12 protein-coding genes are annotated in these 12,447 nt (G+C 56.9%); 1 reads left to right on the top strand and 11 read right to left on the bottom strand.

Translation table 11 applies throughout. The annotated features are described in order from the left end of the window. Nucleotides 1–162 precede the first annotated feature (162 nt). The 4 genes from sixA to ACSPHG_RS06990 all read right to left on the bottom strand — a co-directional run bounded on the left by sixA (nucleotide 163) and on the right by ACSPHG_RS06990 (nucleotide 4,808). A complete protein-coding gene (gene sixA / locus ACSPHG_RS07005; protein ID WP_435952773.1) occupies nucleotides 163–651 on the bottom strand; it encodes a phosphohistidine phosphatase SixA in 489 nt (162 codons plus the stop codon). A 208-nt stretch (nucleotides 652–859) separates the two neighbouring features. Further along, nucleotides 860–3,019 (bottom strand): fatty acid oxidation complex subunit alpha FadJ, encoded by a 2,160-nt coding sequence (gene fadJ, locus ACSPHG_RS07000; RefSeq protein ID WP_435955962.1) that lies wholly within the window; start codon nucleotides 3,017–3,019, stop codon nucleotides 860–862. Continuing rightward, nucleotides 3,019–4,329, bottom strand: coding sequence for an acetyl-CoA C-acyltransferase FadI (fadI, locus tag ACSPHG_RS06995; RefSeq protein ID WP_435952772.1), 1,311 nt, complete (start codon nucleotides 4,327–4,329; stop codon nucleotides 3,019–3,021). Before fadI ends, fadJ begins: the two co-directional genes overlap by 1 nt. 194 nt (nucleotides 4,330–4,523) lie before the next feature. After that, entirely contained in the window at nucleotides 4,524–4,808 is a 285-nt protein-coding gene (locus tag ACSPHG_RS06990; protein ID WP_435952771.1) for a YfcZ/YiiS family protein, read from the bottom strand. Nucleotides 4,809–5,176: 368 nt separating this feature from the next. Here ACSPHG_RS06990 and fadL point away from each other — a divergent pair, with 368 nt between their 5' ends. Beyond that, nucleotides 5,177–6,499: a long-chain fatty acid transporter FadL gene (gene fadL, locus ACSPHG_RS06985; protein ID WP_435952770.1), complete on the top strand. Its 1,323-nt coding sequence runs from the start codon at nucleotides 5,177–5,179 to the stop codon at nucleotides 6,497–6,499. Nucleotides 6,500–6,563: 64 nt separating this feature from the next. On the opposite strand, the gene mlaA is transcribed toward fadL, so the two are convergent. From mlaA to ACSPHG_RS06950, 7 genes are read right to left on the bottom strand one after another with little or no spacing between them, the layout of a single operon-like run. Then, nucleotides 6,564–7,322, bottom strand: coding sequence for a phospholipid-binding lipoprotein MlaA (mlaA, locus tag ACSPHG_RS06980; protein WP_435952769.1), 759 nt, complete (start codon nucleotides 7,320–7,322; stop codon nucleotides 6,564–6,566). Between the two features lie 13 nt (nucleotides 7,323–7,335). Next, the gene (locus ACSPHG_RS06975; protein ID WP_435952768.1) at nucleotides 7,336–8,415 is read right to left on the bottom strand and encodes a cytochrome c-type biogenesis protein CcmH; all 1,080 of its coding nucleotides are present in this window, start codon (nucleotides 8,413–8,415) and stop codon (nucleotides 7,336–7,338) included. Beyond that, nucleotides 8,412–8,969: a thiol:disulfide interchange protein DsbE gene (gene dsbE, locus ACSPHG_RS06970; protein WP_435952767.1), complete on the bottom strand. Its 558-nt coding sequence runs from the start codon at nucleotides 8,967–8,969 to the stop codon at nucleotides 8,412–8,414. Before dsbE ends, ACSPHG_RS06975 begins: the two co-directional genes overlap by 4 nt. Further along, nucleotides 8,966–10,918 carry a heme lyase CcmF/NrfE family subunit gene (locus ACSPHG_RS06965; RefSeq protein WP_435952766.1) on the bottom strand — a complete coding sequence of 651 codons (1,953 nt, stop codon included), beginning with the start codon at nucleotides 10,916–10,918 and terminating at the stop codon, nucleotides 8,966–8,968. The genes dsbE and ACSPHG_RS06965 overlap by 4 nt, the downstream gene beginning before the upstream one ends. Continuing rightward, nucleotides 10,915–11,394, bottom strand: coding sequence for a cytochrome c maturation protein CcmE (gene ccmE, locus ACSPHG_RS06960; RefSeq protein ID WP_435952765.1), 480 nt, complete (start codon nucleotides 11,392–11,394; stop codon nucleotides 10,915–10,917). Before ccmE ends, ACSPHG_RS06965 begins: the two co-directional genes overlap by 4 nt. Continuing rightward, nucleotides 11,395–11,604, bottom strand: a complete 210-nt coding sequence (gene ccmD / locus ACSPHG_RS06955) for a heme exporter protein CcmD (RefSeq protein ID WP_435952764.1) — start codon at nucleotides 11,602–11,604, stop codon at nucleotides 11,395–11,397. Continuing rightward, nucleotides 11,601–12,338, bottom strand: coding sequence for a heme ABC transporter permease (locus tag ACSPHG_RS06950; protein ID WP_435952763.1), 738 nt, complete (start codon nucleotides 12,336–12,338; stop codon nucleotides 11,601–11,603). The genes ccmD and ACSPHG_RS06950 overlap by 4 nt, the downstream gene beginning before the upstream one ends. Nucleotides 12,339–12,447 lie beyond the last annotated feature (109 nt).

Below are 12,447 nucleotides of genomic sequence, written 5' to 3'. Positions count from 1 at the left end.
CCCGACAATTCGGTGGTTGGCGCGTTCGTTTATCCGCCCTACAGCACATAAGGCCCCATTTCCGTAGGTCGGGTAAGCGCAGCGCCACCCGACACTTCTTATCCCCGTCCGTCAAACAAAAAAAGCCGCATTGCGCGGCTTTTTTCTCATGCTTACGGCAGCTTAGATAGCTTTCGCCACTTTCAGATTGCAGGGACTCATCTGCCAGTTAAACACCCCTTTCCCGGTTTCCCGGTCCAGCGTGACGTTGGCGATGGCCGATGTGCTGAACATCGGTGGATTTTCCTGAGGGCAAAGCTCAGATACCAGGTAACCTACCAACGGCAGGTGTGATACCACCAGAGCTGACTCAACGCCTTCATTGGCCAGGGCTTGCAGATAGCCGCTCACCAGGCCGACATCGCCGCACGGGGTCAATTCCGGCAGAATGTCTTCTTTTTCCGGGAGGCTAAGCGCTTCACGCACTACGTCCAGGGTCTGTTCAGCTCGCAGGTAAGGGCTCACCAGAACACGTTCGATACCCGCTACTTGACTCTTAAGCCAGGTCGCCATTACTCGGGATTCGTCACAACCACACTGGGTTAATGGACGTACCGAGTCGCTGGCGGCATCGAGTGCTGCGTCGCCGTGACGCATGATAAAAACTTGCATATTGCACCGCTTTTGTTAACCAGGAATGCTCAAATTCCCCTAAGTGTAACGAGGGGATATTCAGCAGCCGGGCATTGTGCCTTATCCGTACATCGAATGAAACGCTGTTTTTTACCTCAATGCTGCAAGTATAGTCAATCTTAGTTTACAAAATGACCGACCAACGCTCATTCACCGAGTTCATTGCCTCACTATTGAGAGGTAAAACTCATCCTTCTTTGACCCCAGATTCCGCATCAGGTTGCACTGATTGCCAGAAAGTAAGGTTATTACCGGCCATCGCAAGCAGCCTTTCACAGGGTGCAAAACGCTCGCCGTATTGGCCCGACAGGCGCTGCAGCCTGGCAACTATCTCAGCAGCCCCTACGCGGTCCATATAACGGAACGGGCCACCTAAAAACGGCGGAAAACCGATGCCGAAGACGGCACCAATATCACCGTCACGCGGGCTGCGCACCACGCCTTCATCAAGGCAGCGGGCGGCTTCGTTTAGCATCATCAACACGCAGCGTTCCGCGATATCTTTTGAGGCCATCTGCCCTTTTGGCGTAACCCCAATAAGCTTATAAATTGCGGGGTCGACCTGTTTTTTGCTTTTACGCCCTTTAGCGCCATAAAGATAGAAACCCCGTCCATTTTTTCTACCTTTGCGATCGTCATTCAATATTGCTGCAACGGCTTGCGGAGAGGCGAAACGGTCACCGTAGGCGTTCTGCAGTATTGGACTAATTTTAGTGCCCACGTCGATTCCCACCTCATCCAAAAGTTGGATTGGGCCAACGGGGAAACCAAACTTCACCAGCGCTTCGTCAATTTTTTCAACCGGCTCCCCTTCCACCAGGCAGCGCATCGCTTCGTTTACGTAAGGCGCAAGGATGCGGTTAACGTAAAAACCAGCGCTGTCGCCGACCACTATCGGCGTTTTGCCCTGTTTTTTTGCCAGGGAAACCGTCGTGGAAATAGTTTCCGCAGAAGTGCCCGCATGGGGAATTACCTCCACCAGCGGCATTTTGTCGACCGGGCTGAAATAATGCAGGCCGATAACCTGATCCGGACGAATGGCATTCGCGGCGATGTCGGCGATGGGCAACGAAGAGGTGTTGGAGGCAAAAACGGTATGCGGCGCGGCGTGTTGTTCAATTTCAGCCACCATTTTTTGTTTGAGCGCCAGATCCTCAAACACCGCTTCAACCACGATATCGCGACCGTGGAATCCGTGGTAATCGGTTCCACCGGAGATTCGCACCATTTCGCGCTGGCGCTCTGCAGGTTTCAAATGCCTGCGGCGTACTTTTTTATCCAGCAGATCCCAGCTGTATTTCAGCGCATGGTTAATCCCATCGTTGCTGATATCTTTGATACGCACCGGCAGACGCCCTTTGGTCGCCGTAACGTAAGCGATACCGCCGCCCATCAGGCCGCCGCCCAGCACGCCTACCGCGCGAATCGGACGAGGCTTGGCATCACCGCCGTGTTCTTTTTTAAGCTCGGTGCTGGCGAAGAAAATCCCCCGTAGAGCCGCCGACTGCGGCGTCATGGCCAATTCGCCAAAGGCTTTGGCCTCCGCTTCATAACCGCTATGCGCGCCCTGTTCCAGCCCCGTTTTCACCACGCTGATAATTCGCCGCGTCGCCGGATAGTTACCTTTGGTTTTCTGTTCCGTTTTCTTATTAACGATATTGAACAGCAACGAGCGCCCCAGCGGCCCGGCCAGAATACGTTCGCGAACCGGCAGTTCGCGCGAAGGCCTGCGACCTTTCAGCGCCAGCTCTACGGCGGCATTAAGCAGAATCGAGTGCGGCACCACGTCGTCCACCAGGCCTAGCCTGAGCGCCTGGCGCGGGCGTAGCTGCTTGCCGGTGAGCATCATATCGAGCGCGTTGCTAACGCCAACCAGACGCGGCAAACGCTGCGTGCCGCCTGAGCCGGGCAGCAGGCCAAGCTGCACTTCCGGCAGCCCGAGCTTGGTTTTATCGTCGTCGGTACAGATACGGGAATGGCAGGCCAGCGCAAGCTCTAAGCCGCCGCCCAGACATGCACCGTGGATAGCCGCCACCACCGGGATCGGCAGCGCGGCGATTTCGGCCATTATCTGCTGGCCCTGTCGCGCTAAACCCTGCGCTTCTTCAGCGGTTTTGCAGCCGGCGATCATGTTGATATCGGCACCGGCGACAAAGTTGTCCGGCTTTCCGGAAATAAACACCAGCCCCTGCAGGGCGCTGTTATCGCGCACCTGTTTAATGATGGCGTGAACCTCGGGGCCAAACGACGCCTTGAGTGTGTTCATTTTCTCGCCGGGGACGTCAATCGTCACCACCGCGACGTTATCAAGGCGGATATGCAGGGAGAACGCGCTTGTCTGTTCCATCATTCGACCTCCAGAACCATGGCCGCGCCCAGGCCACCCGCCGCACAGGCGGTCACCAATCCGAACCCGCCGCCGCGACGGCGCAGCTCATGCAAAGTTTGGGTAATCATACGCGCGCCGGTTGCCGCGAACGGATGTCCGTAGGCAATCGAGCCGCCCAGCACGTTAAACTTAGCGTCGTCCACCTCACCGGTCGCATGAGCGCGGCCCAGCACGTCACGCGCGAATCGTTCGCTGGAAAGCATTTTCAAATTGGCGAGCGTCTGGGCTGCAAAGGCTTCGTGCATATCAAAAAGCGTGAGATCGTTAAGCGTGATCCCAGCCCTTTCGAGCGCCAGCGGCGTTGCCCACGCCGGGCCTAACAGCATGTCTTTCCAGACATCGACCGCGGTAAAAGCATAGCTGCGCAAAAAGCCCAGCGGTTTCAGGCCAAGCTCTTTGGCACGTGATTCCGTCATCAGAATGACCGCCGCCGCGCCGTCGGTCAGCGGCGTGCTGTTTGCCGCCGTAACCGTGCCGTGCTTGCGGTCAAATGCCGGACGCAGCTTCGCGTAATCCGCAAGCGACGATCCTTTGCGCACGTTGTTATCTTCACTGAAAGGCTGGCGATACGGCGGAATAAAGGCCGTCATCACCTCTTCCGTGAGCTTGCCCTCCTGCCAGGCAAGCGCCGCACGCTCGTGGGAACGATGTGCCAGGGCATCCTGCTGCTCGCGCGTTATGCCGTGCGTTTTCGCCATCTGTTCGGCGGTATCGCCCATTCGCAGTCCGGTAGAATACTCGGCAACGGCTGGCGGCACCGGAAGCAGATCGCGCGGACGCAGGCGGGAAAAAAGCTTTAGCCTCTGGCCCAGGGTGCGGGCTTTATTTACATCGACTAGCGTGCGACCCAGTTTTTTGCTGACGCCAATTGGTAATACCGAAGACGAATCTGCTCCGCCCGCTATGCCCGCCCGTATTGTACCGGCCATCAGGCTTTCAGCGACGTTCGCCACCGCCTGGAAGCTGGTCGCGCAGGCACGGCTAACGCTGTAGGCATCGGTATGCACGCTCATGCCCGTCCCTAGAACAATTTCACGCGCGATATTCGGCGCTTCCGGCATCTGCACAACCTGGCCGAAAACGAGCTGTTCGATGATTTCGGGGGGGATTTCGCTGCGCGCCAGCAGTTCGCTGACCACCATATTGCCGAGATCGATAGCGGGAATGCCGTGAAAAGCGGTAGCCTGGCGCGCAAAGGGCGTGCGTAAACCGCTGACAATGGCAATGCGGTCACCCTGACGGGTCACCAGCGGAAGTGCCTGACTCATAACGTTCCCCTGTTAAAATGTAAACTAGTGGTCTGACCTGATCATAGTTTTAACCAAAAAGTTACATCCAGCCAACTGGCGAACTAAAAAATTGGGAGTGGGGACACGCTTTGGGATGGGTGATTCGGGAAGTTGATGTGAAAGGTGGGGTGGATAAGCGCAGGCGCCATCCACCCTCTAACTAACAAAAAAGATTAACGCAGGCCGAGCTGGAAGATCATAGTTTCAGCCTGGCAGCTGAATACAAAATCGATATCCAGACGCACGCCTTCGGCTTCTTCGGTATAGCGCGGCACAATTTTGCAGGGTTCGGATTCTACGTCGCGGGCTTTGGCGCTCAGCGCTGCCAGCGTTTCGTCAGCTTCAGCTTTGGTCGCAAAAACGCGGCTGTAGGTCGCGGTGCAGTCGGTGTTATCGATGATGGAACCGACGTCAATACAGCAGCAAACCGGGGTTTCATCAGCGGTGTTTTTACTCATTATGATTTCCTCTGTATTTAAGCGATAGGGATTAAACAATTGCCGTCTATTTTACGCTCCCCGTTGAAGCCACTCCAGCCGTTAATTTTGTCAGGCCTCACAAGTGACCAAAATCACACTTAAAAATGATCTAAAACAAAATTCACGCTCATGGGTGAGTGACCCTGGCCGCGATTTTGCCAGGCAGATCCCGTTTTTAAGATCATTCTTGAAAAACCTTAGATACAAACTTGCAACATCCCATCTGGTCAGACCTATACTCACGCCACTGGTCTGCTTTCTCTGTACATGATCAGCCCCTACTATTCGCGCTCCTGTTACGGTGTGTAACATTGTTTGTATAAAAATAAATCTATGAGGTTTTGGTCATGAGCCAGAAAAACCTGTTTACAAAGTCAGCCCTCGCGGTTGCAGTGGCAATTGTCTCCTCGCAGGCGTACGCAGCCGGCTTTCAATTAAACGAGTTCTCTTCCTCTGGCCTTGGCCGAGCCTATTCAGGGGAAGGTGCGGTGGCGGACAATGCGGGCTCAGCCAGCCGTAACCCCGCGACCATTATGATGTTCGACCGTCCGTCTTTCTCTGGCGGCGCGGTGTTCGTTGACCCGGACGTTAATATTTCCGGTACTTCTCCTTCCGGTCGCAGCACTGACGCAGACAATATTGCGCCAACTGCCTGGGTGCCAAACCTGCATTTCGTGGCGCCTATTAATGAGCAGTTTGGTTGGGGGGCTTCCGTTACCTCTAACTATGGCCTCGCGACCGAATTTAACAATGACTACACGGCCGGTTCGATGGGCGGCAAAACCGACCTGACGACCCTGAACCTGAATTTGAGCGGCGCATACCGTTTAAATAATAACTGGAGCTTCGGCCTTGGCTTTGATGCGGTTTACGCCAAAGCGAAGATCGAACGTTACGCCGGTGATTTACCGCAGCTGATCGCAGGTTCCGGCGCGCTGCCACCGCAGCTTGCAGGCCCGGTTTCACAGATTCCTGGCGACACCCAAATCGCGCACCTGAAGGGTGACGAGTGGGGCTTCGGCTGGAACGCCGGTATCCTTTACGAAATCGATAAAGATAACCGCTACGGCTTTACCTACCGTTCAGAAGTAAAAATCGACTTCGACGGCGACTATAAGAGCAACCTGCCTTCCGCCTACAACCCATTGTTGTCTAATTTTGGCCTACCGGCTGGCACCAACGGGCAAACCGTTCCAGGCTCTCTGACCCTGAACCTGCCTGAAATGTGGGAACTGTCTGGCTATAACAAAGTCGCGCCGCAGTGGGCTATCCACTACAGCCTGACCTACACCAGTTGGAGCCAGTTCCAGGAGCTGAAAGCGACCGGCAGCAACGGCCAGACGCTGTTCTATAAAGATGAAAGCTTCAAAGATGCGTACCGCATTGCGCTGGGTACCACCTACTTTATGGATAAGAACTGGACCTTCCGCACCGGTATCGCATTTGACGATAGCCCGGTTCCGGCTGAAAACCGCTCCATCTCCATTCCGGATCAGGACCGTCTGTGGCTGAGCGCGGGTACCACCTATGCGTTTAACGAAGATGCCTCCGTTGACCTGGGCGTTTCCTATATGCACGGCCAGCACGTAGAGATCAAAGAAGGTCCATACACCTTCCAGTCCGAAGGGAAAGCCTGGCTGTACGGCATGAACTTCAACTACGCGTTCTAAGTCAAAGCCGCAACGAAAAAGGCGAATCCATTGGATTCGCCTTTTTTTATAGCCTTCGCCCCGGTTACTGCGAGTCGATATCTTTCAGATCGTCCTGAATCGCCGCCGCGTTCGGGTTCGCCGTGGGAGTTAGCTTGCCGCCGTTGGCGATAAAGTCGTGACGCTGGAAGTAGGCTTCGCGCACCATGATGTACGGGTCGGAAGACTGTTTCAGCAGGCCGTCGGAATCCAGCAGCTGGGCACGCGTTTCAATGCCTTCAACCGTCCATTTACCGATAGACATCGGCCAGGTCAGCCAGGAAAGGATTGGATAGAGCGTATCGGCATAGTCACCGCCGTCTTCACGCAGCGTGAAGCTGCCGTAGAACGGAAGCTGTACGTACGGCCCGTAGCCCACGCCGTAGTGACCCAGCGTCGAACCAAAGCGATGCGGCTCTACGCGCTGCAGTTTCGGGTTCGCAAGGCCAGCCACGTCGATAAAACCGCCCATGCCCAGCAGGGTGTTCAGGAAGAAACGGGTAAAGTGCACCATCCCCTGATACGGATCGCCCTGAATGAAGTAGTTCACCATGGTGGCGGGCTCTTCAAGGTTGCTGGTGAAGTTGCTTAAGCCGTTACGCGCGGGCTGCGGCACATAATCACGCCAGGCGACGGCAACAGGACGCACAACGTACGGGTCCAACACGTTGAAGTTGAAGTTGTACATTGTCCGGTTGAACCCTTCAAGCGGGTCCGAGCGCCCCTGCTGCTGCTGGTCGCCGGAGCTGGCGCAGCCGACTAACAGCGTCGTGGCCAGAGCCAGTCCGGTCAGGCGAAAATTCATATGCGTCTCCCTGTTATTGTTTATCTACGCTCTCAGGTTGGGTGATGTCCTGACCTGCCTGTGCTTTCGCCTGTTCGATACTCCGTTCGACGACGGCACGACGCTGGTCATTCGCCGGTAACAGCCGCAGCATAACCTGCCACGCACCAATAGCTTCGCGATAGTTCTGCTGCTCAAAAGCATTAAAGGCAAACAGGCTTAGCGCGCGAATATTGGTATGATCAGTTTTGAGCATTTCACGCAAAAGACGCCCACCCAGAAGGGTGTCCTGCGGATCGCCAGAACGGGTCAATACTTCAGCATAGCCCAGCTTTACATCACCGTTAGTGGGCGACAGTTTATATGCATGTGCAAAGGCTTGTGTAGCGGTAGTTGCGTTATTTAACACCATACCGATTCGCCCGAGCATCATCCAGCCCTCAATATTATCAGGGTCTTGCTGCAAACGGGTGCGCAGACCAAGCCCCAGACGCGCCATATCTTCCATATTGAGCGGCTCGGCGTTCGGGTCCATCACGCGCTGCAACAGCTCTGGCGTCTGGCGCGTGACCTGCTGCCATTCGCTCACCTGCCTAAGCCCCGAGACTTTCAGATAAACGCCAACGCTGATGGCGACAAGCGCCACGGCGCCCGGCACGAAGATCCAGTAGCTTACTTTTGACGCCGGTTCGCGTACCTCACCTTCTTCGTTGTCGTCGCTAAAATAGACCCGCCGTTTACGGCTGCGCACCACGATCACGCCGATTCCACCGACGATAAACAGCACCGGAAGTACCCACAGAATAATAGTAGAAGGGGTAACCGGCGGCTCGTAGGTCACGAAATTGCCGTAGCGCGCGACCATATAATCGACGATTTCCTGCTTGCTCTTGCCCTGCTGCATCAGCTCATACACCTTCAGGCGCATGTCGGATGCGATCATCGCGTTAGAGTCAGCGATGCTGTTGTTCTGGCATTTCGGGCAGCGCAGCTGTTCCGTCAGCTGGCGAAACTGCTGCTCCTGCGCCTCGTCTTTAAATTTGTAGGTGTCGATGGCGGCCGAAGCGTAAAAGGAAAACAGCAGCGCAGCGATAAGTAACAGGCCGCGTTTCATAAACCCGCCTCCTTGTTGTACTTGTCCCACAGCGGTTTTAGCTCCTCCTGCCAGACGCGATCGTTAAGATCTCCCGCGTGGCGATAGCGAACGATCCCTTTGCCGTCGATCAGGAAGGTTTCCGGCGCGCCGTACACGCCCAGATCCAGCCCAAGCATGCCGTTGCCGTCAAACAGGCTCAGCGCGTACGGGTTGCCCAGATCGTTCAGCCAGCCGATAGCCTTCTGGCGATCGTCTTTATAGTTCATGCCCACCACGCGGATGCCCTGCGCCTTCAACCCGTTGAGATACTGATGTTCGGCGCGGCAGGTCGGGCACCAGGTCGCCCAGACGTTCAGCAGCACCGGCCTGCCGTCGGTCAGCACCGCCCGATCGTAGGTTTTCCCTGGGTTTTCCAGCGATTCAAGACGGAAAACCGGCACCGGTTTGCCAATCAGCGCGGATTCAAGATTAGTGGGGTCGTCCCCCTGCGCGTTACGCGCCAGCTGCCACAGCAGCGCCGCCGCCAGCAGCAGGAACAGCACCAGCGGGATAAACAAGACTTTGCGATTCATGCGGCCTCCGGCATTTTTTTACGTGAGCGGTAGCGGGGATCGAACAGGCAGAACACGCCGCCCAGCGTCATAAGCAGACCACCGGCCCAAATCCAGCGCACGAAAGGTTTGTAGTACAGGCGCACCGCCCAGCTTCCGTCGTCCAGCTCTTCGCCAAGCGCGGCGTAGAGATCGCGTGTAAAGCCGCCGTCGATGGCCGCTTCGGTCATCATCGAACGGTTGCTGTTGTAGAAGCGTTTTTCCGCGTGCAGCGTCGCCTCCGGCCTGCCGTCGCGCGTTACGTCGATGATGCCGACGCCGCCACGATAGTTCGGGCCGACCAGATCATGCACGTCGCGGAACACAAAGTGATAGTGATGAATGTCGATGCTGTCACCGGCCTTCATGCGCACGTCGCGCTCGATACTGTAGTTTTGGCTAAAGGCGATACCGACCACCGTTACCGCAAGGCCCAGGTGCCCCAGCACCATACCCCAGTGGCTGCGCGGTAATTTCCACAGGCCTTGCAGCAGGCCGCGGCGATGGGTGGCGCGCTCGTAAACTTCCATCAGCGCCAGCACGAAGACCCAAACCGCCATCAGAAGGCCGACCACGGTCATGGCCTCCACGCGGTCCTGCATCAGCCACGGCAGCATCAGCGAAAGCGCGACCGTGACCACCAGCGCAATCACCAGCCGCTTGACTAGCTTCTGCGACTCATCGCGACGCCAGCGCACCAGCGGCCCGATGCCGAGCAGCAGGGCAAAGGGTGCCATCAGCGCGGTAAACATGGTATTGAAGAACGGCTCGCCGATTGAAATGCTGCCCAGACCGAGCTGCTTATGCACCAGCGGCAGCAGCGTGCCGAGCAGCACAACCAGCATCGCGGCAATCAGCAGGACGTTATTGCCGAGCAGGAACGACTCGCGCGACCACAGCCCGTTCCCCACCCGCGAGCGAACCTTGCTGCCTTTAACCGCGTACAGCAGCAGCGAACCGCCGATGACGATCACCAGGAATGCGAGGATAAACATGCCGCGCGCCGGGTCAGAGGCAAACGAGTGAACCGATACCAGCACGCCGGAACGCACGAGGAAGGTGCCGAGCAGGCACAGCGAAAAGGCGGTAATCGCCAGCAGCACGGTCCAGGCCTTAAAGCTGCCGCGTTTTTCCGTCACCGACAGCGAGTGAATCAACGCGGTGCCCGCAAGCCACGGCATAAACGACGCGTTTTCCACCGGGTCCCAGAACCACCAGCCGCCCCAGCCCAGCTCGTAATAGGCCCAGCCGGAGCCGAGCACGATGCCGATGGTTAAGAACGACCAGGCGGCCAGCGTCCACGGACGCGTCCAGCGCGCCCATGCGGTGTCGAGCTTGCCTGCCATCAGCGCGGCGATAGAAAATGCAAAGGCCACGGAGAAGCCGACGTAGCCCATATACAGCAGCGGCGGATGGAAGATAAGCCCAACGTCCTGCAGCAGCGGATTGAGATCGCGCCCTTCAATGGGGAAATCCGGCAGCGTACGGGTGAACGGATTGGAGGTGAAAATGATAAACAGCAGGAAGCCGAAGTTAATCATCCCCATCACCGACAGGACGCGCGCCAGGGCATCCTTCGGCATGCCGCCGCTGAGCAGCGCTACGGCAAACGTCCAGCCGCTCATCAGCAGCACCCAGAGCATCAGCGAGCCTTCGTGAGCGCCCCACGTAGCCGCCACGCGGTACCAGACCGGCAGCTCGGTGTTGGAGTTGCTCGCCACGTACAGCACGGTGAAATCATTCACCACAAAGGCGTAAACCAGCACTAAAAACGAAGCCAGAACGGTGAAGAACATCGCCCAGGAGAGCGGGCGTGCGGCGTTCATCAGCCGGGCGTCGTTGCGCTGCACGCCCCACAGCGGGTAAACGCTTAGCAGCACCGACCAGCCAAGCGCCAGGCAGAGCAGAAAACTACCGATTTCTGGCATCATGAGGCGTTGTCCTTATAGACCTGCGGTGCGCGCTGATGGTTTTTATTCATCGCCTCTTTGACCTCCGGCGGGGTGTAGTTTTCATCGTGCTTCGCCAGCACCTCTTTCGCGGCGATCAGGTTGCCTTTTTCAAGCACGCCCTGCGCCACCACGCCCTGCCCTTCGCGGAACAGATCCGGCAGGATGCCCACGTAGGTCACGTCGACCACGCCGTTGATATCATAGAGTTTGAAGGTAACCTTGAGCGTCTGGCTATCGCGCTTCACGCTTCCCGGCAACACCATGCCTCCCACCCGCAGGCGCTGGCCGATTTCCGGCAGCTGCTGGCTTTCGCCCTTGCCGTAGATGATTTCGCCCGGCGTATAGAAAAGGTCGATGTTGCTGCGCAGCGCGTAGAGCACCAGCGTGATAGTGAGCCCTAACCCCACCAGTACCGCAGTCGCCAGGTAGAGGCGGTTTTTACGACGAGTATTCACTTACATTCCCTCGGTTTGCTTCTGCGCGCGGATACGCTGCTCGCGCGCCTGCTGACGTTCCACGCCATTCAGTATTGAGCGGTGCTGGAAACAGGTGTGCAGCACCAGCCCCAGCAGCGGAATTACCGTAAAAGCGACCGCCAGCCATACGTAAAACGCATAGCCGCCCATCGCAAAGAAATCAGCCCAGCTGGTAAACGCGCTATTCATGCTTTTCTTCCTTTTTGTGCCAGTTCCAGCACCCAAGGGCGGCGGCGATCCTGAAGCAAAATAAGAGTGCGCAGGCGCATCAGGGTCAGCGTGATAAACAGCAGCAGGAAGCCGAAGATGGTCAGACGCAGCGGCGTACGCATAGAAGGATCGATGCTTTGCTGCATATTGGTGGAGCCCTGATGCAGCGTGTTCCACCACTCCACTGAGAAGTGAATAATCGGCAGGTTAACCACGCCAACCAGCACCAGAATGCCCGCGGCGCGCCCGGCCAGACGGCGGTCGTCAAAGGCGTTATACAGCGCAATCACGCCAATATAGAGGAACAGGAGAACCAGCTCGGAGGTAAGGCGCGCGTCCCACACCCACCAGGTTCCCCACATCGGTTTACCCCAGGCGGAGCCGGTCACCAGCGCGATAAAGGTGAAAACCGCACCAATGGGCGCCATGGCCGCCACGGCTAAATCGGACATTTTCATCTGCCAGACAAGGCCGATAAAAGCGGCTACGGCCATCGACCCGTAGATGCCCATCGACCAGATCGCCGCCGGGACGTGCAGGTACATAATGCGGTAACTCTGCCCCTGCTGGTAATCGGCAGGCGCAAAGACAAAGCCCCAAACGCATCCGACAACCAGCAACAGGATGCTGGCAAACGCAAGCCAGGGCACAAATCGTCCGCAAAGCTGATAGAGCCGCTCTGGTTTAGCAAGCTGGTGTAACGCTTTCCACATGTTTAATTGCTCACAAATTAATAACGACGATGGATGGCACTTCGTTTAGCCACCCTACAGGTCGCGCGCATGCCGGGTGAGGCGTAAGCCGCTGCCCAACGTTCGCTAC

The organism is Dryocola baronae (assembly GCF_051297175.1).
Classification (GTDB): domain Bacteria; phylum Pseudomonadota; class Gammaproteobacteria; order Enterobacterales; family Enterobacteriaceae; genus Dryocola.
Note: the sequence above shows the minus strand (reverse complement) of the source record. Positions and strands in the feature narration are given on the sequence as shown.